A 26,723-nucleotide genomic window follows, 5' to 3' on the forward strand; every position below is an offset into this window, starting at 1 on the left:
TGAACAGCGCCTTTTTGTCCTCGATATCAGGCCGCGACCGTCGCCTTGGACCCCCGCCAGGCGTCGCATGAGCGTACCAAGGTGGCTCCCTCTATAGAAACGGAAACGCCATCAAGCAACAAGCTATATATCGACAAAACCGCCGCGGTGCTTAACCTGACGGCGTGGATACGATCGAACATACCGGATTTTCGGCCCCGCCGGCGCAGCGGGCGGCCGGACTGGCGCAGCTCGCCTGCGCCAGTCAAGACGGCCGCACACGGCTGCGCCGCCTCTATCAGGACGGTTCCGCCAAGATAAGGATGCCGGCCGTTTCCGGCGGCCCGCTGGAAGCCGTGCTGATCAACACCGCGGGCGGGCTGACCGGAGGCGACCGCCTCGGCTGGGAGATCGACGTCGGCGCGCATGCCAGCGCCACGATAACGACGCAGGCCTGCGAGAAAATCTATCGCGCCGCTTCCGAGCGGGCCGAAGTCAGCGTCCGGCTAACGGTCGGCGAAAACGGCCGCGTCGCCTGGCTGCCGCAGGAGACCATCGTTTTCGACCGATCGGCCTTTGCCCGCACGCTCGACCTTGATCTTGCCGCCGGCGCCGAGGCGCTGGTGCTGGAAGCCACCGTCTTCGGCCGGACGGCGATGGGCGAACGCGCGGTCCAGGGCGGCTTTCACGACCGCTGGCGCATTCGCCGGGGCGGGACTCTCATCCATGCCGAGGATTTCCGCATCGGGCCCGCCATCGCCGCGGCCCTGACGCGTCCGTCGATTGCCGGCGGCGCCGTCGCCATGGCGACGGTGCTATTGATCTCGCCGCGGGCGGAAGCGCTTCTCGATCCGGTTCGGGAGATCATCGGCGGCCAGGGCGGCGCCAGCACCTGGAGCGTGCAGGAATCTGGCAAGCTTCTTGCGAGGCTGTATGCCGGCGACGGCTACCGGCTGCGCCAGCATCTGGTTCCGCTCGTCGGCTTGCTCAACGGAAAGGCGGGACTGCCCAAAATATGGTCACTGTGATCGTGTCCGCATCATTTCAGGGAAACGCATGAACCTGACGCCGAGGGAAAAGGACAAGCTGCTGATAGCCATGGCGGCGGTCGTGGCGCGCAAGCGTCTGGAGCGCGGGGTCAGGCTCAATCATCCGGAGGCGATCGCGCTCATCACCGACTTCGTCGTCGAAGGCGCCCGCGACGGCCGTCCCGTCGCCGAGCTGATGGAAGCCGGCGCCCACGTCGTCAGCCGCGCGCAGGTGATGGAAGGCATCGCCGAGATGATCCATGACGTGCAGGTGGAGGCGACATTCCCCGACGGCACCAAGCTGGTGACCGTGCATGAGCCGATACGGTGAGGAGACAGATATGCTTGAGCTGCGCCCGAACTGCGAATGCTGCGACAAGGACCTGCCGCCGGAAGCGACGGATGCGCTGATCTGCACCTTCGAATGCACCTTCTGCGCCGATTGCGTGGAAGACGTGCTCGGCGGCGTCTGCCCCAATTGCGGCGGCAATTTTTCGGCACGGCCGATCCGTCCGCCGGCAATGCTGAAGAAGTATCCCGCTTCGACCAAGCGCGTCCTCAAAGCCGAGAGCTGCGGTCCGCGCGAGGCCGCGTGACCTCTGCGCTCACCAACGAAAGGCAAGTAGAATGATCCCCGCCAAACGCCTGTGCCTCTCTGCGATTCTGCTCATGGCAGCCGCAATGCCCGCCTACGCCCATGTCGGGGCCGGCACGACCTCCTCCTTCGCGGCCGGCTTCATGCATCCGCTCTCCGGCCTCGACCACATGACGGTGATGGTCGCGGTCGGCCTGTGGGCGGCACAGAAAGGCGGCAAGGCCATGTGGGCATGGCCGGCGGCCTTTGTGGGCGTCATGCTGGCCGGTGGCGCGCTCGGCATGCTGCATGTGCCGCTGCCCTTCGTCGAGCCGGGCATATTGGCGTCGGTGGTGGCGCTCGGATTGTTCGTGGCGCTGGCCGTCGATCTTCCTGTCACGGCCGGCGTCGCCATCATCGGCGCGTTCGCGCTGTTTCATGGCCACGCCCATGGCACTGAAGTGCCGGAAAATGCCGCAGGGCTTGAATATATGGCCGGCTTTGCCGTCGCCACGACGCTGCTGCACGCCGTCGGCATCGCCGCCGGGCTTGGCCTCGGCAGGCGATTTCGCGTGCTCGTGCGGGCCGCGGGTGCCGCCTGCACGGCGATAGGGCTCGGCCTCGTCTTCGGCGCCGTGTGACGAACGATGATCCCGGGTGAAATCATTCCCGCCGACGGCGACATCGACCTGAACAAAGGCCTGCCGACGGTTACGCTCAAAGTGGCCAACAGCGGCGACCGGCCGATCCAGGTCGGCAGCCACTATCATTTCTTCGAGACCAATGAGGGCTTGAAATTCGACCGCGAACAGGCGCGCGGCATGCGCCTCGACATCGCCGCCGGCACCGCCATGCGCTTCGAGCCCGGACAGGAGCGCGACGTTACGCTGGTGCCGCTGGGCGGCAAGCGCGAGGTCTATGGCTTTCAGCAGAAGGTGATGGGCAGGCTGTGAGGCCGAGGGCGTCTCATGCGCGGCGTGCAAAGAGGGCAAAGGGCTTTCGGGCGAGCACGAAAGCGAGTTGTGCCCTCGGCTCAATCGGACGGCTTGGCCGCCGCATAGATGACGATTTTTCCGGGGTCGTCGAATTCCACAGCGAGAACGTCCTGCGCAAGCACGCGTCGCGAGTCGATGGCATTGAACAGCAGCGCGTTGGCCTCGATCTCCTTGCGCAGCTCCGCAATGTCGTCCTGATGCTGCTTGACCTTGGTTTCGATCGCCGGCGGCGGACCGCCTTCGGTGCGCGCGGCATCGGTCAGGAACACGATATCGACCTTGTCGAGCTTGGATGTCTTGCGCACCGTGCCGATGTTTTCACGCGTCCGATCAATCGCCCTGGCAACTTTGCCGGCTTCGGCATCGCTCCTGGTTTCTTCCTGCTTGACGTCCGAGCCGATGATCCGGTTGACGGTCTCAGGGCTTTCGAGCCCTTGTGCGTGAAGGGAGGCTCCGGGGCTGCCCACCGCCAGGAATGCCATGGAGGCGAAGGCATAGAGCCGTCTCTTGCCGGGATTGATCGCCATCGCTCGCTCCTGGACGGGTTCATTTCGCGGCGCCGTTCAGCGCCGATGAAACGAAACGGCTCCTGCCCGGCCAAGGTTCCCTTCCAGATAGCGCGGGCGGACCGGACGACGGCCCGCCGCGCAGGCGCGCCGTCAGCTCGCCTTCTTGGTGATCAGGGTCAGGGCGCCGTTGGGCTCCATGCTGGCCGCGACCACCTGCGCCGAGGTCATTCCCTTGGCCTCGAGGGCGGATTTGACCTTAGGCGTGGCATCGATCGAGCTGCGCAGCTTCTGCAGGCCGGCATCGCCGCGCTGGGCGATCACCTGGTTGACCTGCGTCTGGGTGTCCTTCGGCAGTTCGGTGATGTCGACGATGTTGACGCTCTGGATCGTCGGCGCGGCCTGCTGCCCGCCGGGGGCGGGCGCGGCCGGCGCTGCCGGAGCGGGCTGCTGCGCGGGCTGCTGCTGGGCAATGGCGGCACCCGCCAGCATCAGGGTGGCGGCAGCGGCGAGAACTATCGTTTTGCGCATGGATTTTCCTTCCATCGATTTGGCAAACGGTCGTTTTGGGGTGACCCTCCAACCTCAACCGCCAAATGGGATCAGAAGGTGTCGACCAGCGGGTCATTGCGTGACCATTGGATGGCAGCAATGTGCAGCCCGGTTTCACCAGCACCGCAATTCGGGAGCAATCACTGATGGCCAGAATAACCCGCGCCGCCTATGCGCAGATGTACGGCCCGACGGTCGGCGACAGGGTGCGGCTTGCCGATACCGAACTCTTCGTCGAGGTCGAGAGGGATTTCACCATTCATGGCGAGGAGGTGAAATTCGGCGGCGGCAAGGTCATCCGCGACGGCATGGGCCAGAGCCAGGTTTCCCGCGCTGAAGGAGCGGTCGACACCGTCATTACCAATGCGCTGGTGATCGACGCCAGCGCCGGCATCTTCAAGGCCGATATCGGCCTCAGGGACGGCCGCATCGCGGCAATCGGTAAGGCCGGCAACCCGGACACGCAGGATGGCGTCACCATCATCATCGGCCCCGGCACCGAGATCATCGCCGGCGAAGGCAAGATCCTTACCGCGGGCGGCTTCGACGCGCATATCCATTTCATCTGCCCGCAGCAGATCGAGGAAGCGCTGATGTCGGGCATCACCACGATGCTGGGCGGCGGCACCGGCCCGGCGCACGGCACGCTCGCCACCACCTGCACGCCCGGGCCATGGCACATGGCGCGCATGATCCAGTCCTTCGACGCCTTCCCGATGAATATCGGCCTGTCGGGCAAGGGCAACGCTTCCCTGCCCGCGGCGCTCGAGGAGATGGTGCTGGGCGGCGCCTGCTCGCTGAAGCTGCACGAGGACTGGGGCACGACGCCGGCCGCGATCGACTGCTGCCTGTCGGTGGCCGACGACCATGACGTGCAGGTGATGATCCACACCGACACGCTCAACGAGAGCGGCTTCGTCGAGAACACGGTGGCGGCGATCAAGGGCCGCACCATCCACGCATTCCACACCGAAGGGGCGGGCGGCGGGCATGCGCCCGATATCATCAAGGTCTGCGGCCTGCCCAACGTCATCCCGTCCTCGACCAACCCGACGCGGCCCTACACGGTCAACACGCTGGCCGAGCATCTCGACATGCTGATGGTCTGCCACCATCTGTCGCCGTCGATTCCGGAAGACATTGCCTTCGCCGAAAGCCGCATCCGCAAGGAGACCATCGCGGCGGAGGACATTTTACACGACATCGGTGCCTTCTCGATCATCTCCTCGGATTCACAAGCGATGGGCCGCGTCGGCGAAGTGGCGATCCGGACCTGGCAGACCGCCGACAAGATGAAGCGCCAGCGCGGTTCGCTGCCGCAGGAGACCGGCAACAACGACAATTTCCGCGTCCGCCGCTATATCGCGAAATACACGATCAACCCTGCCATCGCGCATGGATTGTCCAGGGACATCGGCTCGGTCGCTGTCGGCAAGCGCGCCGACCTGGTGCTGTGGAACCCGGCCTTCTTCGGCGTCAAGCCTGATATGGTGCTGATCGGCGGCATGATCGCGGCGGCGCCGATGGGCGACCCCAACGCCTCGATCCCGACGCCGCAGCCGATGCACTATCGGCCGATGTTCGGCGCCTATGGCAAGGCGCGCACCAACTCGTCGGTAACCTTCGTCTCGAAGGCGGCACTGGAGTCCGGTCTGCACGGCCGGCTCGGCGTCGACAAGCAGTTCGCCGCGGTCGAAAACACGCGTGGCGGCATCGGCAAGCACTCCATGGTGCTCAACGACGCCACGCCGCATATCGAAGTCGATCCCGAGACTTACGAGGTTCGTGCCGACGGCGAACTCTTGACCTGCGAACCAGCGACGGTGCTGCCGATGGCGCAGCGATATTTTCTGTTTTGATAAGATCGCCGCGAGCCATTGCCCTCGTTAAATGCGGCGGTGAGTGGGTTGTGCCGACTGCCCGAATGGGCCCACTCGTTCTCCGCGGGCTTGGAAATTGTGCACTTTGGGAGCAATATCTCCTCAATGAACAAGATATTTCGCAAACAGCAATTGACGCCCTACGAGGCCGACTATGCTCAGTGGTGCGCCGAGCAGGGCGCGTTGCTGCGCGAAGGTCGTCTTTCCGACCTCGATCGTGAGAATGTTGCCGAGGAGATCGAGAGCTTGGGGCGGAGCGACAAAAGGGAAATTGCGAGCAGGCTTGGCACTTTGGTCCTTCATTTGCTAAAATGGGAGTTTCAGTCTGAGCAGCGCAAAACGGGCTGGTTGCTGACAATTCGGGAGCAACGGCTTCGGATTGAGGGCCTGCTTGATGAAAGTCCGAGCCTCAAAAAATATCCTGCGCAGGTGCTCGATCGAGAGTTCAAGATAGCAAGATTAAAGGCCTTGGACGAAACAGGCCTGAGAGATCGGGATTTCCCTGTCCATTGCCCCTATGGGATCAAGGAAATCTTGGACGATGATTATTTCCCAGGATCACCGTGGTCTTCAGACAACCTTATGCGCGAATAGACTGATAGTGGTGTGTTGACGGACGTTCCATCACCTGGCGAGCATTCGGCATGGCCACCGAAATAGCTTCGCCCCACGACATCTTCCCGCATATCCGCATCGTCCTGGGCATGGTGATCGGGCTCGGCGTCGCGCGCCTGTTGTCGGGGGGTGGCGCGCATCGTCCAGCATCCCGGCCAGTACCGGCTCTATACGGTGCATCTGGCCTGGGTCGCTTCGGTGCTGTTGATGCTGGTGCATTTCTGGTGGTGGGAGTTCGGCCTCTACGCCATCGAAACATGGACCTTCGGCAAGTACCTGTTCATCATCTTCTACGCCATCACCCTGTTCCTGCTCTGCGCGCTGCTGTTTCCGGATTCGATGCTCGACTACACCAGCTATGAGGATTTCTTCTATTCGCGCCGCGCCTGGTTCTTCGGCCTGCTGGCCGCGACCTACGTGCTCGACGTGATCGACACGCTGCTAAAGGGGCCGGAGCATTTCGCCCGCTTCGGCAACGAATATCTGTTTCGCACGCCGGTCTTCGTCGCGCTGTGCATCGCCGCGATCCTGGTGCGCGACCGCCGGTTTCACATCGCCTTCGTCGCGGCGGCGCTGATTTACCAGGTATCGTTCATCCTGCGGCTGTTCGACACGATCGTATGACGGCCGCGGATGCTCTAGGCTGACCGGGAAAGGCAGGGTTCAATCATGTACAAGGCCGTCGGATCGCGTGGATCCCGGGTTAGCCGTGTTCTGTGGATGCTCGAAGAACTCGGGCAGGCCTATGAATTCGTCGAAATTCCCCTGCGCTCGCCCGAAGCCTATGCGCTCAATCCCTCGGGCAAGGTGCCGATCTTGATCGACGGCGAGCTGACGCTGACGGATTCGGCGGCGATCTGCGTCTATCTCGCCGATAAGCACGCGGATAAGGGCATGGGCGCCAGTCCCGGCCTCGCAGGCCGCGCCGAAATGGATTCCTGGATGCATTTCGCCCAGTCCGAGCTGGAAGCGCCGTTGTGGAACAAATTGCGCCACCGTTTCCTGCTGCCCAGGGAAGTCCGGGTCGATGTCGGCCCCGCGGCCGCCTACGATTTCGCCTCGGAGGTCAAGGCGCTGGACCGCCGGCTTGGCGACAAGCCTTTCGCGCTCGGCGACCGGTTCTCGGCTGTCGACGTGCTGCTCGGCGACATGGGCGGCTGGGCCCGAGCCGGCCGCTTTCCAATAGAATCCGACCGCGTCAACGCCTATTTCGACCGCGTGCTTTCACGCCCTGCCCGTGCCCGGGCGCAAGCCAATGGCGGAGCCATGAAATGAAGCTCAACCTCAACACCGACTTCACGAAGTTCCCGCGCGCCATCTCGGTGCTGACCTCCGGCAATGCCGGCACCACGGCGCCATCCGGCCGCGCGGTTCTTGCCCATGACGAGCGGCATCTGCGCCGCCGGGCGATCGAATTGTCCGATGGCAGCAAGGTACTGGTCGACCTGCCGGAGCCCGTCACCCTCAACGACGGCGACAGGCTGGTGCTGGAAGACGGCCGCCACGTCGAGATCATCGCGGCGCCGGAGGAGGTCTATGATATCCGCGCCCGCGACGCCGTGCATCTGGCCGAGCTTGCCTGGCATATCGGCAACCGCCATCTCGCGGCGGCGATAGAGGCGGAGCGCATCCTCATCCTGCGCGATCATGTCATCAAGGCGATGCTGGAGGGGCTCGGGGCCACGGTGAGCGAGGTTTCCGAACCGTTCAAGCCGGTGCGGGGCGCGTATTCCGGCGGCCATGACCACGGCCATGCGCACGCCCACAGCCACGCCGAAGCGCACAGCCACGGCGGGTCGCATTCGCACAACCATTCGCACGACCACCATGATCACCACGACTGATCAGCCATCCGGCATCGCCCTGCTGCGATTGATGGCATGGCTGTCGCCGGTCTTTCCGGTCGGCGGCTTTTCCTACAGCCATGGCCTCGAACGCGCCGTGCATGATGGGCTGGTGACCGATGCGGCGGGCCTCGCCGCTTGGCTTGAAACGCTGGTCGAGATGGGCTCCGCCTGGAACGATGCCGTGCTGTTCGCGGAGAGCTGGCGCAACGCCCGCGACGGCGGCGATCTGGCCGAAGTCGCCGCACTGGCCGAGGCGTTGGCCGGGTCACGCGAGCGCCATGCCGAGACGATGCTGCAAGGTGCTGCTTTCCTGAAGGCCGCGGCGGCGTGGCCCAACCCGGTGCGGGCGCGCCTGCCGGCGGAGTGTGCCTATTGCGTCGCCGTAGGCGCGGTCGCCGGCGGAAACGGCATCGCCTTGCCGGACGCCCTGTCCGCCTTCCTGCAGGCCTTCTTCTCCAATCTCGTCCAGGCTGCAATCCGGCTGGGTGTCATCGGCCAGAGCGACGCCGTGATGCTGCTCGCCAGCTTCGAAGTACTGGCCCTTGCGACGGCCGCCCGCGCATCCCGCTCGACAATGGACGATCTCGGCGGTTGCGCCTTTGTCTCTGATATCGTGGCGATGCAGCACGAAACCCAGTATTCGCGATTGTTCCGCTCATGATCGTCCTTGCCTTCATCCTCTCATTCGTCCTGCTGGTGATCACCGCGTTGCACGTTTATTGGGGCATTGGCGGGATATGGCCGGGCAAGGATGCGGCGTCCTGCGCGCATGCGGTCGTCGGCTTTCGCGGCGTCGACGAGATGCCGGCGCCGTTCGCCTGCTTTGCCGTCGCCGCCTGCCTGGCGCTGGCAACGCTCTGGCCGATGGCTCTGGAGGGTGTGTTTGCCTCGCCCTTTCCCAGGGAAGGCCTCGCCGCCACCGCGCTGCTGATCGGGCTGGTGTTTCTCGGACGCGGCATTGCCGGCTTCACGCCCCGGTGGCGCCGGCTGGCACCGGAACAGCCTTTCGCGCGGCTCGATAGGAGCCTTTATTCGCCGCTGTGCCTGCTGATCGGGCTCGGCTTCGCAGTTCTCGCCATCACGGAGTTCCCGACATGACGCAGCCCAACGGTCCCCTTCGCATCGGCATTGGCGGCCCCGTCGGTTCGGGCAAGACGACGCTCACCGAGAAACTGTGCAAGGCGCTGCGTGAGGAATTCTCCATCGCCGTCGTCACCAACGACATCTACACAAGGGAAGACGCCATGATGCTGGCGCGGCTGCAGGCGCTGCCGGAAGAGCGCATCGTCGGCGTCGAGACCGGCGGCTGCCCGCACACCGCCATCCGCGAGGACGCCTCGATCAATCTGCAGGCGATCGCGGAGCTCAACCGCAAATTCCCCGATCTCGACATCATCTTCATCGAATCCGGCGGCGACAACCTTGCCGCCACCTTCTCGCCGGATCTCGCCGATCTCACGCTCTATGTCATCTCCGTCTGCCAGGGCGAGGAGATCCCGCGGAAAGGCGGCCCGGCGATCACCCGTTCCGATTTCCTGATCATCAACAAGAGCGACCTGGCGCCCTATGTGAACGTCAATCTCGACGTGATGGAGAGCGACGCCACCCGCATGCGCGGCAAGCGGCCGTTCGGCTTCACCGACCTGTCGCGCGGCAAGGGGTTGCGGGAGGTGATCGATTTCATCGTCGAGCATGGCGGCTTGAGGCTCGGGACCGCCGCAAGCACGGCGGCGTGAGCCGGCTGCACCAACCGAAACCGGTTGCGGGCACAAGCAGGGCACGGCATTGTTCCTAAAACCCGGAGGATTTTTCGATGAGCATCGCCCGCCTGCAAAAGGAACCGCTGACCAACCTGCCCTTCTACGAGGAGCGCGTCGATCTTGCCTGCGCCTTCCGCTGGACGGCGCGGCTCAACATGCACGAGGCGGTGGCCAACCATTTCTCGCTGGCGGTCAACGAGGACGGCACAAAATTCCTGATGAACCCCAATCAGGTGCACTTCTCGCGCATCAAGGCGAGCGACCTTTTGATGATCGACGCCAACGATCCCGAGACGCTGTCCGGCCCGAATGCGCCCGACCCGACGGCGTGGGGCCTGCACGGCGCCATCCACCGCAACGTCCGCCATGCGCGCTGCGTCATGCATGTGCATTCCATCCACGCCACCGTGCTGGCCTCGCTCGCCGATTCTAGGCTGCCGCCGATCGACCAGAATTCGGCGATGTTCTTCAACCGCCACGTCGTCGACGCCCATTATGGCGGTCTGGCCTTCGAGGAAGAGGGCGAGCGCTGCTCGCAGCTCCTGACCGACCCCAAGGTCAAGGTAATGGTGATGGGCAATCACGGCGTGCTGGTCATCGGCGACACGGTGGCCGACGCCTTCAATCGCATGTTCTATTTCGAACGCGCCGCCGAGACCTACATCAAGGCGCTGTGGACAGGGCGGCCGCTACGCACGCTTTCCGACGCCATCGCCGAGAAGGCGGCAAGCGAAATGGACGACTATCCCGGCCAGGCCGAGCGGCATCTCAGCGAGCTGAAGGCGATCCTCGACGAGCAGGAGCCGGTCTACCGGAACTGAGGTTTAAAGCCCCAGTTCAGCCCGCAATTCCTCGGCGCTGTTGATGACCACCGCACCGGGCGGGCCGTCCATCGGTTTTTCCGGCCAGAAGATCGTCTTCATGCCTGCCGCCAGCCCCGCCATGGCGCCCGGCCAGCTGTCGTCGACCGCCACCGCGTGCGCGGGATCGACATCGGCCAGATAGGCGGCGCGCAGGAACGGCTCGGCTTGCGGCTTGCCTTCGCGCACGTCGTTGCGGCTGATGGTCTTCATGCCTGGATAGATCAGGCCGACCATGTGCAGATTGGCGTCGACGATCATGCGGTCGGAATTCGAGACCACGGCTTGCTGCACGCCAAGCGCGCGCAATTCGTTGAATATCTCGATCGCACCGGGGCGCGGCTTCAATGTCGCGACAAGCGGCAGATAATGCTCGTATTTATGGACGATCCACTCGTCGAAGGGCAGATCCAGGCCGAACTCGTCGCGCATCATCAGGTAGACCGGCCAGGCAGCGACCCCGAGAACGCGCTCATGCAGGTCGGGCGGAGGCTGAAGGCCGACATTGCGCATCGCCGCCACCAGGGCTGCTTCGTGCAGCGGTTCGCTGTCGACCAGCGTGCCGTCCATGTCCCAAAAAACCGCTTTCGGTGTCATGCAACGCTCCTTTTGGCGTTCCCTTAAAGGGTTTACCCCGCGAGATAAACCATCCGGACGGCAGAACGTGCCACCTGTCGGAACGGAAATCCCCCTTTTGCCTGCCGTGGAATCCCCAGGCCGACGATGATCCGGCCGATCCCTCGCCCGCAGAAGCAAGCAATTGCCCTGGCGATTGACAATTGCGCAGCGCGCTGTTCCCTGCGAAAGTAGGCGCGACCGCTTCCATGACCGGCGGTTTCGGGAGGCAGGACGTGAACAACCGGCAGGAGGGCGGCAGCAACAGGTTGGACGATGCCGCGCGCGCGGGCTGGCTCTATTACGTTGCCGGCAACACGCAGGACCAGATCGCCGCCACGCTCGGCATCTCCAGACAGACGGCGCAGCGGCTGGTGTCGCTGGCAGTGTCGGAAGGCCTGATCAAGGTGCGCGTCGACCATCCGATCGCCAACTGCCTCGACCTCGCCGCCCGCCTGAAATCGCGCTTCGCGCTCGACCTGGTGGAGGTGGTGCCGAGCGACCCGACCTCATCATCGACGACGATCGGCATCGCCGAGGCGGCGGCAGCGGAAATTGAGAGGCGACTGAGATCGCCGGCCCCGATCGTGCTGGCGATCGGCACCGGCCGTACGCTGAAGGCGGCGATCGAGCAACTGCCGCCGATGGAGTGCCCGCAGCACAAGGTGGTGTCCCTGACCGGCAATATCTCGCCGGACGGTTCGGCCGCTTTCTACAACGTCATCTTCACCATGGCCGACAGGGTCAAGGCGCGGTCGTTCCCGATGCCGTTGCCGGTCATCGCCTCCTCGCCGCAGGAGCGCGAGATGCTGCTCAGCCAGCCGATGATCCAGCCGACGCTGGCGCTGGCCGCGGAGGCCGACGTCACCTTCGTCGGCATCGGCGACCTCGGCCCGAAGGCGCCGCTCTATGAGGACGGCTTCATTTCCGACGCCGAGCTGAAGGCGCTACAGAAGGCCGGCGGCGTCGCCGAAATTGTCGGCTGGGTGTTCGATCGCGACGGCCGCATGATCGAGGGCATCACCAACGACCGGGTGTCGTCGGCGGCCCTGCCGTCACGCGAGAAGTCGCTGGTCATCGCGCTCGCCATGGGTGAACGCAAGCTGCCGGGCATCCTGGCGGCCGTGAACCGCCGGCTGGTCAACGGCCTTATCACCGACGAACGAACCGCCGCCGCCCTGCTGGCGAGCGGATGAGCCAAAAGCCTCGAGGCAACATCGATTTGCGATAAAATCCGGGCGGGCTATCCATGCCGTCCGAAGGGGTCGTTGCCGTCGAGGAAGCCAAGGTCCCGCCGCAAGTGCGGTGACAGGTCCCTGATGTCGAGATGCGCCTTTTTCCTGGTCGCGAACCAGCCGAATCCGTCCGCAAGCCATGAAATCCAGCGATGATCCGGAGCGGGAGTGCATTTTTGCTGCGCCATGGTCATGATCGTCAACCTTCGCTATCTTCAACCCGAGTGACGGGCTGAGGATGAATGTCGGTCTTGCCGGCCGCCTTTGCCAATCGAACGTCGATAAGGACCCATAAGGAGGCTTTATGCCGGATCTCAGCTCGCGACAGGTTGCGCAGCTTCCGCCGCTGCAGGCGATCCGGGTGTTCGAAGCGGTGGCGCGGCATCTGTCCTTCACCAAAGCGGCCGAGGAACTGGCGATGACGCAGGCAGCGGTCAGCTATCAGATCAAGGTGCTGGAGGAGCGGGTCGGCGCGCCGCTTTTCCTGCGCCGGCCGCGACAGATCGAGCTCACCGAAGCCGGACAGCGCCTGGCGCCGGCGGTCAGCGAGGCCTTCGCCATACTCGGCCAGGCCTATGCGGCGGCGCGCGGCGGGGCGGACGGTCTGCTGTGCGTCACCACGGTGCTGACCTTTGCCTCCAACTGGCTGGCGCATCATCTGGGTTCGTTCCAGATCGCGCATCCCGCCCTTGCCGTGCGGCTCGACACATCCAGCCGCCTGACCGATTTCGCCCGCGAGGATGTCGACCTTGCCATCCGCTCGGGCGGCGGCAAATGGCCGGGACTGGAGGCCTACAAGCTGCTCGACGCCGATTTCACGCCGATGCTGAGCCCCAAGCTCGCCGCGAGCATCGGCGGCGTCAAGGAACCGGCCGATCTGCTCAAGCTGCCTATCCTCGATCCCGGCGACATCTGGTGGACGCAATGGTTCGAGGCCGCGGGCGTGCAAAGCCATGACCTTGCCAAGCGCCCCGGCAGCAGCATGGGCGCGCAGGCCTATGAGGCCAATGCGGCCATCGCAGGCCATGGCGTGGCGGTCCTGACCAGGGCGCTGTTCAAGGCGGAACTCGCCGACGGCCGCCTGATCCAGCCCTTCGACCTGGTCGGCGACGACGGCCACGCCTACTGGCTGGTCTATCCGGAGGCGCGCCGCAACGTGCCGAAGATCCGCGCTTTCCGCGACTGGATCCTGGCCGAGATCGCCTGCTGACCGGCTAACTCCAGGATCAAAACCGCGCTCCATCCAGATCACCGTTGTCGCCCGCTCCGCACCTGCGGGACGGCCATTTGCAACGCGCCAGGTCGGCGCTCCTCCATCGAGTGTGCGCTGCACCATCGAATCTGGCTTGACATAATTCATTCTTAGTGAGTAATTGCTCACAGCCAAGGCAAATGCTCATCTTGGTCCATGGGAGGAATTTGATGAAACTTCGTACGCTCATCCTGGGCTTGTGCTCGGCCAGCGCGCTCGCGTTCGCGGCACATGCCGAATCCATCACCATCGCCACCGTCAACAATGGCGATATGGTCCGCATGCAGAAGCTGACCGACGACTTCACCAAGGCGAACCCCGACATCCAGCTCAACTGGGTGACGCTGGAAGAGAACGTGCTGCGCGAGCGCGTGACCACCGACATCGCCACCAAGGGCGGCCAGTATGACGTGATGACCATCGGCACCTACGAGGTCCCGATCTGGGCCAAGCAGAGCTGGCTGTTGCCGCTCGACAAGCTCGGCGACGACTACGACGCCAAGGACATCATCCCGGCGATCGCCGGCGGCCTCTCGGTCGACGGCAAGCTCTATGCCGCGCCCTTCTACGGCGAAAGCTCCTTCGTCATGTACCGCAAGGACCTGATGGAGAAGGCAGGGCTGAAGATGCCCGACGCGCCGACCTGGGACTTCATCAAGCAGGCCGCCGACAAGATGACCGACCGCGCCAATGGCGTGAACGGCGTTTGCCTGCGCGGCAAGGCCGGCTGGGGCGAGAACATGGCCTTCCTGACCGCCATGTCGAACTCCTTCGGCGCGCGCTGGTTCGACGAGAACTGGAAGCCGCAGTTCGACCAGCCCGAATGGAAGAACACCTTGCAGTTCTATGTCGACCTGATGAAGGCCGACGGCCCCGAGGGAGCGTCCTCCAACGGCTTCAACGAGAATTTGGCGCTGTTCCAGCAGGGCAAGTGCGGCATGTGGATCGACGCCACCGTCGCCGCCTCCTTCGTCTCCGATCCCAAGGCCTCGCAGGTCGCCGACAAGGTCGGTTACGCATTGGCGCCTGACAATGGGCTCGGCAAGCGCGGCAACTGGCTGTGGGCGTGGTCGCTGGCCATTCCCGCCGGCACGCAGAAGGCCGATGCCGCCGAGAAGTTCGTGTCATGGGCAACCAGCAAGCACTATGCAGAACTGGTCGCCTCGAAGGAAGGCTGGGCCAACGTTCCGCCGGGAACGCGCTCCTCGCTCTATGCCAATCCAGAGTACCAGAAGGCGGCTCCGTTCGCCAAGATGACGCTGGACTCCATCAATGCCGCCGACCCGACGCATCCGACCGTCAAGCCGGTGCCCTATGTCGGCGTGCAGTTCGTCGCCATCCCCGAATTCCAGGGCCTCGGCACGACCGTCGGCCAGCTGTTCTCGGCAGCCCTTGCCGGCCAGTCGAGCGTCGACGACGCGCTGAAGCAGGCCCAGGACGCCGCAACCGCGGCGATGACCGAGGGCGGCTACATCCAGTAAGGCTCCTCCCGGTGCCTAAGGCCGGTCGCCGACCATGGCCGGCAACGGCCGCCCGAAACCCAGTTCGGGCGGCCACTTCCCGACAGCTCGAGAAAATTCCGTCCGATCCTTGAAGGGTGACCGTCATGGCTACTCAGCAGACCCGTTCGCTTGCCCGTTTCATGATGGCGCCATCCGTCGTCCTGCTGCTCGTCTGGATGGTCGTTCCGCTGGCGCTCACGCTCTGGTTCTCCTTCCAGCAGTACAATCCGCTCAATCCGATCCGCGACGGCTTCGTCGGCTTCTCCAATTACGCGCTGTTCTATTCCAACCCGGCCTTCCTGCAATCGATCCTGAACACGCTGCTGATCGTCGTCAGCGTGCTTGTGATCACCGTGGTCGGCGGCATCCTGCTGGCGCTTTTGATCGACCAGCCGATGTGGGGCCAGGGTATCGTGCGCATCCTCGTCATCTCGCCGTTCTTCGTCATGCCGCCGGTGGCGGCCCTGGTCTGGAAGAACATGATCATGCATCCGCAATACGGCGTCTTCGCCGACATAGCGCGGTTCTTCGGCCTCCAGCCCATAGACTGGTTCGGACAATATCCGCTGACCGCCATCATCATCATCGTCGCCTGGCAGTGGCTGCCTTTCGCGACGCTCATTCTTTTGACTTCGCTTCAGTCGCTGGACGGCGAGCAGAAGGAGGCCGCCGAGATGGACGGCGCCGGCTTCATCAGCCGCTTCATCTACCTGACGCTGCCGCACATGTCGCGGGCGATCACCGTCGTCATCCTGATCCAGACGATCTTCCTGCTTTCGGTCTATGCCGAGATCCTCGTCACCACCAATGGCGGTCCGGGATACGCCTCCACCAACCTGCCCTTCCTGGTCTACCAGAAGGCACTGCTCGAATTCAAAATCGGCCAGGCCTCCGCCGGCGGCATCATCGCGGTCATTCTCGCCAACATCGTCGCCTTCTTCGCCATGCGCGCCGTCGGCAAGAACCTGGACAGATAAGGGAGGAAAAGATGGCACGCGCAGTCACAACCCGGCACAAGACGATCGCGACGGCTGCCGCCTGGATCGTCGCCCTGCTGATCTTCTTCCCGATCCTCTACACCATCATCACCTCGTTCAAGTCGGAACAGGAGGCGATCCAAGGCTTCAACCTGATCCCGTCCGGGACCTTCGAGAGCTATTCCGAGGTCCAGGCGCAGAACGGCTATTTCAAGTTCTTCCTGAACTCGGTGCTGCTCTCGGTCGGCTCGACCATCCTGGCCCTGCTGGTCGCCATTCCGGCGGCCTGGTCGATGGCGTTCTCGCCGACCAAGCGGACCAAGGACATTTTGATGTGGATGCTGTCCACCAAGATGATGCCGGCGGTGGCCGTGCTGTTTCCGATCTACCTGATCTTCCGCGACACCGGCCTGCTCGACAGCCGCATCGGCCTGATGGTGATGCTGATGCTGATCAACCTGCCGATCGTGGTGTGGATGCTCTACACCTATTTCCGCGAAATCCCCGGCGAGATCCTGGAAGCGGCGCGCATGGACGGCGCCTCGCTGTGGAACGAGATCATCTATGTGCTAACACCCATGGCGGTGCCGGGCATCGCCTCGACCATGCTGCTCAACATCATCCTGGCCTGGAACGAAGCGTTCTGGACGATCCGGCTGACCACGACGGAAGCAGCACCCTTGACCGCCTTCATCAGCTCCTTCTCCAGCCCGCAAGGCCTGTTCTGGGCGAAGCTCTCGGCCGCCTCGACGCTGGCGATCGCGCCAATCCTGATCATGGGCTGGTTCAGCCAGAAGCAACTGGTGCGCGGCCTGACCTTCGGTGCGGTGAAGTAGGGGCGCCGTGAAGTAGCAGCGTGCGCCAGGCGGCGGACGGAAATCCACCGGGAGGAAAGCATGGGAAATATCACGCTCAAGAACGTCTCGAAATCCTTCGGCTCGACTTCGATCATTCCTAACATCGATCTCGTCATCGAGGACGGCGAGTTCGTCGTCTTCGTCGGCCCGTCGGGCTGCGGCAAGTCCACGCTGCTGCGCCTGATCGCCGGCCTGGAGGACACCAGCGGCGGCACCATCAACATTGACGGCCGCGACGTCACCGGCGAGGCGCCGGCCAAGCGCAAGCTTGCCATGGTGTTCCAGTCCTATGCGCTTTACCCGCACATGACGGTGGCCAAGAACATCGCCTTCCCACTGAAGATGGCGGGCGAGAACCAGGCGACCATTGACAGGAAGGTGAAGGACGCCGCGCGCGTACTCAACCTCACCAACTATCTGGAGCGCCGCCCCGGCCAGCTTTCCGGCGGCCAGCGCCAGCGCGTCGCCATCGGCCGCGCCATCGTGCGCCAGCCTTCGGCCTTCCTGTTCGATGAACCCTTGTCCAACCTCGACGCGGCACTGCGCGGCACGATGCGGCTGGAGATCAGCGAACTGCACCACCAGCTCAAGACGACGATGATCTACGTCACCCACGACCAAGTCGAGGCGATGACCATGGCCGACAAGATCGTCGTGCTGAATGCCGGAAATGTCGAGCAGGTCGGCTCGCCGATGGAGCTCTACAAGACGCCGAAAAACCTGTTCGTCGCCGGCTTCATCGGCTCGCCGAAAATGAATCTGATCGAAGGCGCCCCAGCGGCGAAGTACGGCTCCAAGACCATCGGCATCCGGCCCGAGCACATGGCGATCTCGACCACGGCGGGCGATTGGAAGGCAACAGTCGGCGTCGCCGAACACCTGGGATCCGACACCTTCCTGCATGTCCAGGCCGACGGTGTCGGCCCGCTGACGGTGCGCGCCGACGGCGAACTCAGCGTCCACCATGGCGACAGCATTTATCTCACGCCCGACAAGGCCAAGCTGCATCGCTTCGGCCCCGACGGCAAGGCGTTGGCGGCATGAGGCTGAAAGGCAAATCGGCGCTGATCACCGGGTCGGCGCGCGGCATCGGCAAGGCCTTCGCCGAAGCCTATGCCCGTGAGGGCGCCATCGTGGCGATTGCCGACATCGATCTCGAGGCGGCGCAAAAGACGGCCGCCGAGATCGGCGGCAAGGCCTATGCGGTGAAGCTCGACGTCACGGACCAGGCCTCCATCGATGCCGCGGTGCAGGCGGTGGAAACCAGGACCGGCGGCCCGGACATACTGATCAACAACGCCGCTTTGTTCGACCTGGCTCCGATCGTCGACATCACCAAAGCGAGCTACGACAAACTGTTTTCCGTCAATGTCGCCGGCACGCTGTTCATGCTGCAGGCGGCCGCGCGCTCGATGATCGCGCAGGGAAAGGGCGGCAGGATCATCAACATGGCGAGCCAGGCCGGACGGCGCGGCGAAGCGCTGGTCGCGGTCTACTGCGCCAGCAAGGCGGCGGTCATTTCGCTGACCCAGTCGGCCGGGCTCGACCTGATCAAGCACGGCATCAACGTCAACGGCATCGCGCCTGGCGTCGTCGACAGCGACATGTGGGACCAGGTCGACGCGCTGTTCGCCAAATATGAGAACCGGCCGAAAGGCGAGAAGAAAAGACTGGTCGGTGAAGGCGTGCCTTACGGCCGCATGGGCAGACCGGAGGACCTCGCCGGCATGGCCGTGTTCCTGGCCAGCGACGAAGCCGAATATATCGTCGCCCAGACCTACAATGTCGATGGCGGCCAGTGGATGAGTTGAGGCGGGGGCGGCCTCTTCTCCCCGTGCCTCCGCGGGGAGAAGAGGCCAACATCAAGGTGGCGGCCGCATCGCCTCGGAAGGCATGTGCCGCTTCCTACCCTCTCCCGGTGAAGGGGAGAGAAGGGTAACGAAGGCCGCAACCCGGCCAAAGGGTAAACAGATGACCGTGAAACTCTCTTCCGCCAATCTCGCCAACCTGCCCGCCAGGGTCGCAGGTCCGAAATACGACCGCGCAGCGCTGAAGGCCGGCATCGTGCATTTCGGCGTCGGCAACTTCCATCGCTCGCACCAGGCCGTCTATCTCGACGAGCTGTTCAATTCGGGCGTCGGCCACGACTGGGCGCTGGTCGGCGCCGGCGTGTTCGAGGGCGAGAAGATCGGCCGCGGCAAACTGGAAGAGCAGGACTGGCTGACGACGGTGGTCGAGCAGGACGAGGGTCATATGAGCGCCCGCGTCACCGGCGCCATGATCGACTTCCTGACGCCGGGCGATGCCGCCGCCATCATCGAACGGCTGGCCGATCCGGCGATCAAGATCGTGTCGCTGACCATCACCGAAGGCGGCTATTTCATCGATCCTGCCTCCGGCGTGTTCAACCCGACGCATCCCGATATCGTCGCCGATGCGCAGCCGGGCGCGACGCCGAAGACCGTGTTCGGCATCATCCTCGCCGGCCTGGTGCGGCGGCGCGGCGATGGCATCGCACCGTTCACGGTGATGTCCTGCGACAACATTCCCCACAACGGCCATGTCACGTCGGATGGCGTCATCGGGTTGGCCCGCCTGATCGACGAGGATCTGGCGGCCTGGGTCGGCGGCAATGTCGCTTTCCCGAACGCGATGGTCGACCGCATCACGCCGGCCACGTCGGACCGCGAACGCGCGATCCTGGCCAAGGATTTCGGCGTCGAGGACAATTGGCCTGTCTTTTGCGAACCCTTCCGGCAATGGGTGCTGGAAGACCATTTCACCGACGGCCGGCCGCCGCTTGAAAAGGTCGGCGTGCAGTTCGTCAAAGACGTCGCGCCCTACGAGCTGATGAAGATCCGCATCCTCAATGGCGGCCATGCCACCATCGCCTATCCGGCCGGGCTGATGGACATCCATTTCGTGCATGAGGCGATGCAGGAGCCGCTGGTGCGCGGCTTTCTCGACAAGCTCGAGCATGACGAAATCATTCCGACCGTACCGCCGGTGCCAGACACGGTCCTGGAGGATTATTACCAGCTCATCGAAAAGCGCTTTTCCAACCCCAAGATCGGCGACACGGTGCGCCGGCTCTGTCTCGACGGTTCCAATCGCCAGCCGAAATTCATCATCCCGACCATCGCCGACCGCTTGAAGGCGGGAAAGAGCGTCGCCGGCCTGGCACTTGAATCGGCGCTGTGGTGCCGCTACTGCTTCGGCACGACGGACAGCGGCGCGGTCATCGAGCCCAACGATCCGAACTGGGACCGCGTGCAGGCGACGGCAAAGGCGGCAAAGGACGCGCCCGCCGCCTGGCTTGCGATGGAAGACATCTATGGCGATGTCGGGCGCGCCACCGCGTTCGTCGAGGCTTTCGCGCATGCATTGAACCTGCTGTGGACGGATGGCACGCGCGCCACGCTGACGCGCTACCTCGCCGGCAAGCTCTGAAACGGGACCATGGCGCCGGAACTGGTCATTTTCGACTGCGACGGCGTGCTGGTGGACAGCGAGGCGCTGTCGGTCTCGGCACTGCTCGGCATGATCGCGCTTGCCGGCGGCAGTATCGGCGAGGATACGGCCTACGAGCATTTCCTCGGTAAGAGCATGAAAAGCGTGCGCGAGATCCTCGCCCGCGACTTCGGCCTGCCCATCACCGATCAGCACCTGACCACGATGCGTGTCGAATTGATGCGCAAATTCCGCGAGGAGCTGAAGCCGATCGCCGGCGTCAAGGAAGTGCTGCCGAGGCTTGGCTTGCCGTTCTGCGTCGCCTCCTCGGGCACGCTCGACCGCATCCGCTACGCGCTCGACGTCACCGGATTGCTCGGATTGATGGAGCCGCATCTGTTCAGTGCCGGCATGGTGGCCAGGGGCAAGCCGGCGCCCGACCTGTTCCTTCATGCCGCCGCCTCGATGCGGGCGCATCCGCGCAAATGCCTTGTGATCGAGGACAGCCCCGCCGGGGTCGCGGCGGCGCGGGCGGCTGATATGCGCGTGTTCGCCTTCACCGGCGGCGCGCATGCCGGCAACCCTGCCCTGAAAGCGCGGCTTGCGTCGAGTGAGCCGGACTTTATATTCGCTGACATGCTGCAATTGCCAGATCTGATTGCAGGCCTGGGAGCGAGAGACAGAGCATCTTGACGAAACAGTTCGTTTGCGCGGTCGATGTCGGCACCGGGAGCGCCCGCGCGGGCATTCTCGACACCAGTGGCACCTTGCTCGGCCGCGCCGAGCACCCGATCGCCATGCACCAGCCGAAAGCCGATCACGCCGAGCATGATTCGCGCGATATCTGGTCAGCCGTGTGCGCCGCGGTGCGTGCGGCCCGCGAAAAATCCGGTGTTGCCGCCGAGGACATTGCCGGCATTTCCTTCGATGCCACCTGCTCGCTGGTCGTGCGCGACAGGCAAGGCGGCCAGCTCAGCGTTTCGGTGACCGGAGAGGAGCGCTGGGACACCATCGTCTGGCTCGATCACCGCGCCATCGCCGAGGCCGACGAATGCACGGCGAGCGGCCATGAGGTGCTCAACTATATCGGCGGCGTCATGTCGCCGGAAATGGCGACGCCGAAGCTGATGTGGCTGAAGCGAAACCTGCCGAAGACCTGGAATGAAGCCGGCTATCTATTCGACCTTACCGACTTCCTGACCTGGCAGGCGACGGGGTCGCTGGCCCGCTCGCAGTGCACGCTGACCGCCAAATGGACCTATCTGGCGCACCGGGAACCCGCATGGCAGCGCGATTTCTTCGAACTCGTCGGCCTCGGCGACCTCTTCGAGCACGGCAATCTGCCCGAAAGAGCCAGTCCGGTCGGCGCTTACATCGGCTCTTTGAGCGCGCAAGCAGCGGCGGAGCTCGGCCTGACGGAGACATGCCGGGTCGGCGCCGGGGTGATCGATGCCTATGCCGGTGCGCTTGGCGTGCTCGGCGGGTTTGCCGGCGACGAGCGGAATATCGGCCGTCATTTGGCGCTGATCGCCGGCACATCCTCCTGCGTCATGGCGATGTCACCCGATCCGCAGCCCTTCGCCGGGGTCTGGGGGCCATACTACGGCGCCGCGCTGCCGAAGCTGTGGCTGTCGGAGGGCGGCCAGTCGGCCACCGGCGCCCTGCTCGACCACATCATCCGCTGGCACGGCGCCGGCGGCGAGCCGAACGCAGCCATGCATGCCACGATTGCAAGCCGCGTCGCCGAGCTGCGCGCGGCGGAGGGCGATGCCCTTGCCGGCCGGCTGCATGTGCTGCCCGACTTTCACGGCAACCGCTCGCCGCTCGCCGACCCGCATGCGGTCGGCGTGGTCAGCGGCCTTACGCTGGATTCCTCCTTCGACAGCCTGTGCCGACTTTACTGGCGCACCGCCGTGGGCATCGCGCTCGGCGTGCGCCATGTGCTGGAAGCGCTGAACGAGAACGGCTATCTCATCGACACGCTGCATGTCACCGGCGGCCACACCAAAAATCCGCTCTTGATGGAACTCTATGCCGACGCCACCGGCTGCACGGTGGTCGAGCCGCTGGCCGACGAGGCGGTGCTGCTCGGCACAGGCATGGTGGCGGCGACCGCCGCCGGGCTTTTCCCCGACCTCAACGCGGCCTGTCTTGCCATGCAGCAGGGCGGCAGGACGCGCGCCGCCAACCCGGCCGCCGGCGCCCGCTTCGATCGCGACTACCGGATTTTCCTGGAGATGCACCGGCAACGCCAGGCGCTCGACGCGATCCAGTAGAACGCGCCTTACCGTGTCAACAAGGATAGGCCGGACTTGGCATCGAACAGATGCATATCCGATTCGTCAAACGTATAGCGGACATCGCTGCGGATAGTTGGGCAGACGCGGCTGGGAACGAGTGCGCTGATCTCCTTGCCACCAAGAGCGAATGTCACCAGTGCATCGTTGCCATGAAACTCGATGAGATCGGCCGTTCCCGCCAGGAAATTTCCGGCGCTGCCGGGGGTCGCGGGCTTGAGATCCGGGGGCCTGATGCCAAGCACCGCCTGCTCGCCATGTTGGAGCTTGAAGCGCGAGCCGTTGACGGTGAAGACAGTTCCGCCATTGGTCAGCATCCAGCCATTTTCTTTCCGGGCCACCGTCAAATCGATGAAATTCATGTTCGGCGTGCCGATGAAGCCGGCAACGAACAGATTGCCCGGCCGCTCGTAGATTTCCGCCGGCGAGCCGACCTGCTCGATGACGCCGTCCTTGAGCAGCACGATGCGGTCGGCGAGCGTCATCGCTTCGAGCTGGTCATGGGTGACATAGACGGTGGTGGTCTTCAGCGACTGGTGCAGCCGCGCGATCTCGACGCGCATGTGGTTGCGCAGCTTGGCGTCGAGATTGGACAGCGGCTCGTCGAACAGGAAGACTTTCGGCGTCTTGATCATGGCGCGCGCGATCGCCACGCGCTGCTGCTGGCCGCCGGAAAGCTCGGCCGGCTTGCGGCCGAGATAGGGTTCCAGCCCGAGCGTCCTCGACACCGCTTCGACCCGCTTCTGGATCTCGGCCGCCGGCACTTTCTGGCGCCGCAGCCCGAAGGCGATGTTGTCGAAGATCGTCATGTGCGGGTAAAGGGCATAGTTCTGGAACACCATGGCGATGCCGCGGTCGCCCGGATCGAGATCGTTAACCACCTTGCCGCCGATCGAGACCTCGCCGCCGCTGATGTCCTCCAGCCCCGCCAACATGCGCAGCAAGGTCGACTTGCCACAGCCGGACGGGCCGAGGAACACGACGAACTCGTGCTCCTCGATCGAGAGATTGAGGTCGCGGATGACCGTCGTGGTGCCATAGGCCTTGTCGACATGGGAACAGGTGATCGCGGACATGGTCAGCCCTTTTTGCCGCTGAGCAGGATCTGCAGCTTGACGTCCTGCGGGTGCGCTGCCGCCGCCCGCTCGAAAGCCTCGATGCTGTCGGAGAAGGGATAGGTGCCGGTGATCAGCGGCTTGAGATCGACCTTGCCGGAAGCGATGAGCTGCAAAGCGCGGTCGAAAATGTTGGCATAGCGGAACACGGTTTCGATGCGCACTTCCTTCGATATGGCCGCCGGCACGTTGAGCGACACCGGCTCCACCGGCAGCCCGACGAGCACCACCGCGCCGCCAGGGCGCACGACATCGAACAGATTGGCGAACGCCTTGGGGCTGCCGCTGGCCTCGAAGACGATGTCCGCGCCCCAATTGTCGGTCGCCTCCGCCACCGCCTCGGCCAATGACTGCTCGCCGATGTTGACCGGAACGACGCCGGGATAGCGCCCGGCAATTTCGAGCTTGGGCGCGGAGAAGTCGGAAATCAGCACTTTCGAGCAACCACCGGCCAGGGCGGCCAGCGCTATCATGATGCCGATCGGGCCACAGCCGACGACAGCCGCCACGTCACCCGGAACGATGCGCGCGCGCGCCGCCGCTTGCATGCCGATGGCGAAAGGTTCGACCATCGCGCCTTCGGCGAAGGAGACGTTGTCGGGCAGCCTGTAGGTGAACGCCGCCGGATGCACGGCTTGCGGCGCCAGAATGCCGTGCACCGGCGGCGTCGCCCAGAAGGTGACGTCCGGGTCGACATTGTAGATGCCGAGTTTTGTGGCCCGCGACGACAGGTTCGGCACGCCCGGTTCCATGCAGACGCGATCGCCGACTTTCAGCGTCCTGACATTGGCGCCGATCTCGACGATCGTTCCGGACGCCTCGTGGCCGAGCACCATCGGCGCGCGCACGACATAGCTGCCGATGGCGCCATGGGTGTAGTAGTGCACGTCGCTGCCGCAGACGCCGACCGTGTGGATGGCGATCCTGACGTCGTCCGGGCCGACGTCGAGCGGCAACGCGATCTCGCGCAGGGCCAGCTCGCCCTTTTTCTCAAGCACCAGTGCCCGCATCGTGTCGTCCTCGCTTCAAGTCTTTTTTTGCCGGAAAACGGAATTCAGGAAGCCGCTGAGCACGCCGAGAAACAACAGCGGCGGCAGCGACAGAAGCACGACCGAGGCGTTCAGGATTCCCCACGGCACGTTCATGCCTTGTTGGGAGAGTTCCGAGGCGACGATCGGCAAGGTCTTGGCGTTGGAGCTCGACAGCATCAGCGCGATCAGGAACTCGTTCCAGACCAGCACGAAACTGAAAGCCACCGCACCGATCAGCGAACGCGCCGCGACCGGCAGCGCAATCCTCCAGAACACCGAATAGGCGCCGTAGCCATCGACGAAGGCCGCTTCCTCGACCTCCTTCGGCACGGCCTGGAAGGCGGGAATGGCGAGCCACATGATCACCGAGATGGTGAGCAGGCAATAGGTGACGATCAGCGCGGCGAGCGTGTCGTAAAGCCCGAGCTGCAGCCAGATCACCATCAGCGGAATGGCGACCGCCACCGGCGGCAGGAAGCGAAGCGACAAAACGAAGAACTGGATGTCGCCGGCCCAGCGGTTCGGGTAGCGCGCTACCGCGTAGGCCGCCGGCAGGCCGAGCACCACGCCGATCAGCACCGCGCAACCGCAGGCGACGACCGAATTGTAGAGGCCGGTCATGACGCTGTCGCGGCCGACGATATAGCTGATGTTGGCCAGCGTCGGCGTGAACACCAGGCGCGGGACGCGGGTGATGATGTCGACATTGTTCTTCAGCGAATTGAGCGCCGTCCAGAGCAACGGAAACACGGCCATGAAACCGGCAAACGCCAGCACGGTCTTGCCGATCAGGCGGCCAGGTCTCATGCGATATGACCTCATGCCTGCACCCGCCTCCACAGCATGGTGAAGGTGATGACCGTGGCGATCATCATCAGCACCGCCATCGCCGAGGCGTAGGAGACCTTGCCGGACTCGATGAAGCCTTGCGAGAAGGCGTACATGTCGAGCGTCTCGGTTGCCACGCCCGGACCGCCGCGGGTCATCACATAGATCAGATCGAAGGAGCGCAGCGATTCGATCATCTTGACGAACATCAGGCTGACCAGCGGCGCCTTCAGCATCGGCAAGGTCACATAGGCGTGGATCTGCCAGCGTTTGGCATGGTCGAGCCGGGCCGCCTCGATCGGCTGCGGCGGCAGCGTTTCCAGGAGCTTCAGCACGATGACGGCGAAGAACAGGCCCCATTGCCAGACATCGACCGATGCGACCGCGAACAACGCCGTCGACGGCTTGGACAGCGGATCGAAGATCAGCCCACCGGTCAGCAGCCGGTAGGGGTAAGTGGCGATGCCGTAGAGCGGATGGTAGGCGAACTTCCAGACGAAGGCCGCCGAGACGCGCGGCAGCAGGACCGGGATGATGAACAGCAGGCAATAGACGTTGCGAAGGCGCGGCGAGGCGACCTCGAACATCAGGACGCCCAGTCCGATGGCGACCGTCATCGTCGCGATAACCGTGACGAATTCCCATTTCACCGACACCCAGACGGCGTTGAGAAAGCGGCGGTCGGCGAACAGGTCGGCGAAGTTCGAGAACCAGACATAGGAATAGGCTGTCGAGCTGAGTTCACGGTTCTGCAGGGCGATGACGACCGCGTAGAGCGTCGGCACCATCGACAGCACCAGAAGGATGGCGAGTGTCGGCACGACGAAGGTGACCGGCAGGGATGAGCGTCGCGGCATCTGTCTAACCTCTGCTGCGTCTCGAATGATTGAGCATGACTGACCTTTCGCGCGAAGGCTGGCTCAAACCGCAATGATGAAACCAGGACCTGCGGCGCACAGGTTCCGGCG

Annotated in this window: 31 protein-coding genes and 1 pseudogene; 24 read left to right on the plus strand and 8 right to left on the minus strand. The window is 64.2% G+C overall.

The window, feature by feature from the left end; all coding sequences use genetic code 11:
- Positions 1–164: 164 nt before the first annotated feature.
- From FJ972_RS02285 to FJ972_RS02305, 5 genes are read left to right on the plus strand one after another with little or no spacing between them, the layout of a single operon-like run.
- Positions 165–1,007, plus strand: a complete 843-nt coding sequence (locus FJ972_RS02285; RefSeq protein WP_140524170.1) for an urease accessory protein UreD — start codon at positions 165–167, stop codon at positions 1,005–1,007.
- Between the two features lie 28 nt (positions 1,008–1,035).
- Positions 1,036–1,338, plus strand: coding sequence for an urease subunit gamma (locus FJ972_RS02290; protein WP_140491311.1), 303 nt, complete (start codon positions 1,036–1,038; stop codon positions 1,336–1,338).
- Positions 1,339–1,348: 10 nt separating this feature from the next.
- Positions 1,349–1,603 (plus strand): DUF1272 domain-containing protein, encoded by a 255-nt coding sequence (locus tag FJ972_RS02295; RefSeq protein ID WP_140524172.1) that lies wholly within the window; start codon positions 1,349–1,351, stop codon positions 1,601–1,603.
- A 31-nt stretch (positions 1,604–1,634) separates the two neighbouring features.
- Positions 1,635–2,222: a HupE/UreJ family protein gene (locus FJ972_RS02300; RefSeq protein WP_140524173.1), complete on the plus strand. Its 588-nt coding sequence runs from the start codon at positions 1,635–1,637 to the stop codon at positions 2,220–2,222.
- A 6-nt stretch (positions 2,223–2,228) separates the two neighbouring features.
- Positions 2,229–2,534, plus strand: coding sequence for an urease subunit beta (locus FJ972_RS02305; RefSeq protein WP_140491317.1), 306 nt, complete (start codon positions 2,229–2,231; stop codon positions 2,532–2,534).
- 80 nt (positions 2,535–2,614) lie between these two features.
- On the opposite strand, the gene FJ972_RS02310 is transcribed toward FJ972_RS02305, so the two are convergent.
- Both FJ972_RS02310 and FJ972_RS02315 read right to left on the minus strand, forming a co-directional pair.
- Entirely contained in the window at positions 2,615–3,103 is a 489-nt protein-coding gene (locus FJ972_RS02310) for a hypothetical protein (protein ID WP_140491319.1), read from the minus strand.
- A 132-nt stretch (positions 3,104–3,235) separates the two neighbouring features.
- Complete coding sequence (locus FJ972_RS02315; protein ID WP_140524175.1) at positions 3,236–3,613, minus strand: hypothetical protein; 378 nt, start codon at positions 3,611–3,613, stop codon at positions 3,236–3,238.
- A gap of 167 nt (positions 3,614–3,780) precedes the next feature.
- Here FJ972_RS02315 and ureC point away from each other — a divergent pair, with 167 nt between their 5' ends.
- The 9 genes and pseudogenes from ureC to FJ972_RS02360 all read left to right on the plus strand — a co-directional run bounded on the left by ureC (position 3,781) and on the right by FJ972_RS02360 (position 10,557).
- On the plus strand, positions 3,781–5,493 hold the full coding sequence (ureC, locus tag FJ972_RS02320; RefSeq protein ID WP_411909474.1) for an urease subunit alpha: 1,713 nt from the start codon (positions 3,781–3,783) through the stop codon (positions 5,491–5,493).
- Between the two features lie 126 nt (positions 5,494–5,619).
- Positions 5,620–6,108: a DUF29 domain-containing protein gene (locus FJ972_RS02325; RefSeq protein ID WP_140491324.1), complete on the plus strand. Its 489-nt coding sequence runs from the start codon at positions 5,620–5,622 to the stop codon at positions 6,106–6,108.
- A gap of 50 nt (positions 6,109–6,158) precedes the next feature.
- Positions 6,159–6,753, plus strand: a pseudogene (locus FJ972_RS02330) (hypothetical protein).
- A gap of 45 nt (positions 6,754–6,798) precedes the next feature.
- Complete coding sequence (locus FJ972_RS02335) at positions 6,799–7,404, plus strand: glutathione S-transferase family protein (protein ID WP_140514385.1); 606 nt, start codon at positions 6,799–6,801, stop codon at positions 7,402–7,404.
- Positions 7,401–7,973, plus strand: a complete 573-nt coding sequence (ureE, locus tag FJ972_RS02340) for an urease accessory protein UreE (protein WP_140524177.1) — start codon at positions 7,401–7,403, stop codon at positions 7,971–7,973. Before FJ972_RS02335 ends, ureE begins: the two co-directional genes overlap by 4 nt.
- Complete coding sequence (locus FJ972_RS02345; RefSeq protein ID WP_140524179.1) at positions 7,957–8,637, plus strand: urease accessory protein UreF; 681 nt, start codon at positions 7,957–7,959, stop codon at positions 8,635–8,637. Before ureE ends, FJ972_RS02345 begins: the two co-directional genes overlap by 17 nt.
- A complete protein-coding gene (locus tag FJ972_RS02350) occupies positions 8,634–9,074 on the plus strand; it encodes a DUF3995 domain-containing protein (RefSeq protein WP_140514380.1) in 441 nt (146 codons plus the stop codon). Before FJ972_RS02345 ends, FJ972_RS02350 begins: the two co-directional genes overlap by 4 nt.
- Complete coding sequence (ureG, locus tag FJ972_RS02355) at positions 9,071–9,712, plus strand: urease accessory protein UreG (protein WP_140491334.1); 642 nt, start codon at positions 9,071–9,073, stop codon at positions 9,710–9,712. Before FJ972_RS02350 ends, ureG begins: the two co-directional genes overlap by 4 nt.
- A gap of 77 nt (positions 9,713–9,789) precedes the next feature.
- On the plus strand, positions 9,790–10,557 hold the full coding sequence (locus tag FJ972_RS02360; RefSeq protein ID WP_140524180.1) for a class II aldolase and adducin N-terminal domain-containing protein: 768 nt from the start codon (positions 9,790–9,792) through the stop codon (positions 10,555–10,557).
- Between the two features lie 3 nt (positions 10,558–10,560).
- Here FJ972_RS02360 and FJ972_RS02365 read toward each other — a convergent pair whose 3' ends face one another.
- A complete protein-coding gene (locus FJ972_RS02365) occupies positions 10,561–11,193 on the minus strand; it encodes an HAD family hydrolase (RefSeq protein WP_140524182.1) in 633 nt (210 codons plus the stop codon).
- A gap of 254 nt (positions 11,194–11,447) precedes the next feature.
- Here FJ972_RS02365 and FJ972_RS02370 point away from each other — a divergent pair, with 254 nt between their 5' ends.
- Positions 11,448–12,407 carry a sugar-binding transcriptional regulator gene (locus FJ972_RS02370; protein WP_140491340.1) on the plus strand — a complete coding sequence of 320 codons (960 nt, stop codon included), beginning with the start codon at positions 11,448–11,450 and terminating at the stop codon, positions 12,405–12,407.
- A 47-nt stretch (positions 12,408–12,454) separates the two neighbouring features.
- Here the strand turns inward: FJ972_RS02370 and FJ972_RS02375 are convergent, their stop codons facing one another.
- On the minus strand, positions 12,455–12,640 hold the full coding sequence (locus tag FJ972_RS02375) for a hypothetical protein (protein ID WP_140514372.1): 186 nt from the start codon (positions 12,638–12,640) through the stop codon (positions 12,455–12,457).
- 110 nt (positions 12,641–12,750) lie between these two features.
- Between FJ972_RS02375 and gcvA the strand changes: the two genes are divergently transcribed.
- From gcvA to FJ972_RS02420, 9 genes are all read left to right on the plus strand, one after another.
- The gene (gene gcvA, locus FJ972_RS02380) at positions 12,751–13,656 is read left to right on the plus strand and encodes a transcriptional regulator GcvA (RefSeq protein WP_140524183.1); all 906 of its coding nucleotides are present in this window, start codon (positions 12,751–12,753) and stop codon (positions 13,654–13,656) included.
- Between the two features lie 212 nt (positions 13,657–13,868).
- Positions 13,869–15,179 (plus strand): ABC transporter substrate-binding protein, encoded by a 1,311-nt coding sequence (locus FJ972_RS02385; protein ID WP_140491344.1) that lies wholly within the window; start codon positions 13,869–13,871, stop codon positions 15,177–15,179.
- 125 nt (positions 15,180–15,304) lie between these two features.
- Positions 15,305–16,177: a carbohydrate ABC transporter permease gene (locus FJ972_RS02390; protein ID WP_140491346.1), complete on the plus strand. Its 873-nt coding sequence runs from the start codon at positions 15,305–15,307 to the stop codon at positions 16,175–16,177.
- Between the two features lie 11 nt (positions 16,178–16,188).
- Entirely contained in the window at positions 16,189–17,013 is an 825-nt protein-coding gene (locus tag FJ972_RS02395) for a carbohydrate ABC transporter permease (protein ID WP_140491348.1), read from the plus strand.
- A gap of 60 nt (positions 17,014–17,073) precedes the next feature.
- A complete protein-coding gene (locus FJ972_RS02400) occupies positions 17,074–18,078 on the plus strand; it encodes an ABC transporter ATP-binding protein (protein WP_140491350.1) in 1,005 nt (334 codons plus the stop codon).
- Positions 18,075–18,845: an L-iditol 2-dehydrogenase gene (locus FJ972_RS02405; protein ID WP_140524185.1), complete on the plus strand. Its 771-nt coding sequence runs from the start codon at positions 18,075–18,077 to the stop codon at positions 18,843–18,845. The genes FJ972_RS02400 and FJ972_RS02405 overlap by 4 nt, the downstream gene beginning before the upstream one ends.
- Before the next feature lie 160 nt (positions 18,846–19,005).
- Positions 19,006–20,484 carry a mannitol dehydrogenase family protein gene (locus FJ972_RS02410; protein ID WP_140514366.1) on the plus strand — a complete coding sequence of 493 codons (1,479 nt, stop codon included), beginning with the start codon at positions 19,006–19,008 and terminating at the stop codon, positions 20,482–20,484.
- 9 nt (positions 20,485–20,493) lie between these two features.
- A complete protein-coding gene (locus FJ972_RS02415; protein ID WP_140491356.1) occupies positions 20,494–21,177 on the plus strand; it encodes an HAD family hydrolase in 684 nt (227 codons plus the stop codon).
- Positions 21,174–22,760, plus strand: coding sequence for an FGGY-family carbohydrate kinase (locus FJ972_RS02420; RefSeq protein WP_140524187.1), 1,587 nt, complete (start codon positions 21,174–21,176; stop codon positions 22,758–22,760). The genes FJ972_RS02415 and FJ972_RS02420 overlap by 4 nt, the downstream gene beginning before the upstream one ends.
- Positions 22,761–22,768: 8 nt before the next feature.
- Here FJ972_RS02420 and FJ972_RS02425 read toward each other — a convergent pair whose 3' ends face one another.
- Genes FJ972_RS02425 through FJ972_RS02440 form a run of 4 tightly spaced genes read right to left on the minus strand, consistent with a single transcriptional unit; the run spans position 22,769 to position 26,612 of the window.
- A complete protein-coding gene (locus FJ972_RS02425) occupies positions 22,769–23,857 on the minus strand; it encodes an ABC transporter ATP-binding protein (RefSeq protein WP_140524189.1) in 1,089 nt (362 codons plus the stop codon).
- 2 nt (positions 23,858–23,859) lie between these two features.
- The gene (locus FJ972_RS02430; RefSeq protein ID WP_140524191.1) at positions 23,860–24,906 is read right to left on the minus strand and encodes an NAD(P)-dependent alcohol dehydrogenase; all 1,047 of its coding nucleotides are present in this window, start codon (positions 24,904–24,906) and stop codon (positions 23,860–23,862) included.
- A gap of 15 nt (positions 24,907–24,921) precedes the next feature.
- Positions 24,922–25,734 carry a carbohydrate ABC transporter permease gene (locus FJ972_RS02435; RefSeq protein ID WP_140491365.1) on the minus strand — a complete coding sequence of 271 codons (813 nt, stop codon included), beginning with the start codon at positions 25,732–25,734 and terminating at the stop codon, positions 24,922–24,924.
- Between the two features lie 11 nt (positions 25,735–25,745).
- A complete protein-coding gene (locus FJ972_RS02440; RefSeq protein ID WP_140524193.1) occupies positions 25,746–26,612 on the minus strand; it encodes a carbohydrate ABC transporter permease in 867 nt (288 codons plus the stop codon).
- Positions 26,613–26,723 lie beyond the last annotated feature (111 nt).

This window comes from Mesorhizobium sp. B2-1-1, from assembly GCF_006442975.2.
Classification (GTDB): Bacteria; Pseudomonadota; Alphaproteobacteria; order Rhizobiales; family Rhizobiaceae; genus Mesorhizobium.

Bases quoted from the DNA above. Each gene is read 5' to 3' on its own strand.
- FJ972_RS02290 (WP_140491311.1), top strand. From the start codon at position 1,036: ATGAACCTGACGCCGAGGGAAAAGGACAAGCTGCTGATAGCCATGGCG.
- FJ972_RS02295 (WP_140524172.1), top strand. From the start codon at position 1,349: ATGCTTGAGCTGCGCCCGAACTGCGAATGCTGCGACAAGGACCTGCCG.
- FJ972_RS02300 (WP_140524173.1), top strand. From the start codon at position 1,635: ATGATCCCCGCCAAACGCCTGTGCCTCTCTGCGATTCTGCTCATGGCA.
- FJ972_RS02305 (WP_140491317.1), top strand. From the start codon at position 2,229: ATGATCCCGGGTGAAATCATTCCCGCCGACGGCGACATCGACCTGAAC.
- FJ972_RS02310 (WP_140491319.1), bottom strand. From the start codon at position 3,103: ATGGCGATCAATCCCGGCAAGAGACGGCTCTATGCCTTCGCCTCCATG.
- FJ972_RS02315 (WP_140524175.1), bottom strand. From the start codon at position 3,613: ATGCGCAAAACGATAGTTCTCGCCGCTGCCGCCACCCTGATGCTGGCG.
- ureC (WP_411909474.1), top strand. From the start codon at position 3,781: ATGGCCAGAATAACCCGCGCCGCCTATGCGCAGATGTACGGCCCGACG.
- FJ972_RS02325 (WP_140491324.1), top strand. From the start codon at position 5,620: ATGAACAAGATATTTCGCAAACAGCAATTGACGCCCTACGAGGCCGAC.
- FJ972_RS02335 (WP_140514385.1), top strand. From the start codon at position 6,799: ATGTACAAGGCCGTCGGATCGCGTGGATCCCGGGTTAGCCGTGTTCTG.
- ureE (WP_140524177.1), top strand. From the start codon at position 7,401: ATGAAGCTCAACCTCAACACCGACTTCACGAAGTTCCCGCGCGCCATC.
- FJ972_RS02345 (WP_140524179.1), top strand. From the start codon at position 7,957: ATGATCACCACGACTGATCAGCCATCCGGCATCGCCCTGCTGCGATTG.
- FJ972_RS02350 (WP_140514380.1), top strand. From the start codon at position 8,634: ATGATCGTCCTTGCCTTCATCCTCTCATTCGTCCTGCTGGTGATCACC.
- ureG (WP_140491334.1), top strand. From the start codon at position 9,071: ATGACGCAGCCCAACGGTCCCCTTCGCATCGGCATTGGCGGCCCCGTC.
- FJ972_RS02360 (WP_140524180.1), top strand. From the start codon at position 9,790: ATGAGCATCGCCCGCCTGCAAAAGGAACCGCTGACCAACCTGCCCTTC.
- FJ972_RS02365 (WP_140524182.1), bottom strand. From the start codon at position 11,193: ATGACACCGAAAGCGGTTTTTTGGGACATGGACGGCACGCTGGTCGAC.
- FJ972_RS02375 (WP_140514372.1), bottom strand. From the start codon at position 12,640: ATGACCATGGCGCAGCAAAAATGCACTCCCGCTCCGGATCATCGCTGG.
- gcvA (WP_140524183.1), top strand. From the start codon at position 12,751: ATGCCGGATCTCAGCTCGCGACAGGTTGCGCAGCTTCCGCCGCTGCAG.
- FJ972_RS02385 (WP_140491344.1), top strand. From the start codon at position 13,869: ATGAAACTTCGTACGCTCATCCTGGGCTTGTGCTCGGCCAGCGCGCTC.
- FJ972_RS02390 (WP_140491346.1), top strand. From the start codon at position 15,305: ATGGCTACTCAGCAGACCCGTTCGCTTGCCCGTTTCATGATGGCGCCA.
- FJ972_RS02395 (WP_140491348.1), top strand. From the start codon at position 16,189: ATGGCACGCGCAGTCACAACCCGGCACAAGACGATCGCGACGGCTGCC.
- FJ972_RS02400 (WP_140491350.1), top strand. From the start codon at position 17,074: ATGGGAAATATCACGCTCAAGAACGTCTCGAAATCCTTCGGCTCGACT.
- FJ972_RS02405 (WP_140524185.1), top strand. From the start codon at position 18,075: ATGAGGCTGAAAGGCAAATCGGCGCTGATCACCGGGTCGGCGCGCGGC.
- FJ972_RS02410 (WP_140514366.1), top strand. From the start codon at position 19,006: ATGACCGTGAAACTCTCTTCCGCCAATCTCGCCAACCTGCCCGCCAGG.
- FJ972_RS02415 (WP_140491356.1), top strand. From the start codon at position 20,494: ATGGCGCCGGAACTGGTCATTTTCGACTGCGACGGCGTGCTGGTGGAC.
- FJ972_RS02425 (WP_140524189.1), bottom strand. From the start codon at position 23,857: ATGTCCGCGATCACCTGTTCCCATGTCGACAAGGCCTATGGCACCACG.
- FJ972_RS02430 (WP_140524191.1), bottom strand. From the start codon at position 24,906: ATGCGGGCACTGGTGCTTGAGAAAAAGGGCGAGCTGGCCCTGCGCGAG.
- FJ972_RS02435 (WP_140491365.1), bottom strand. From the start codon at position 25,734: ATGAGACCTGGCCGCCTGATCGGCAAGACCGTGCTGGCGTTTGCCGGT.
- FJ972_RS02440 (WP_140524193.1), bottom strand. From the start codon at position 26,612: ATGCCGCGACGCTCATCCCTGCCGGTCACCTTCGTCGTGCCGACACTC.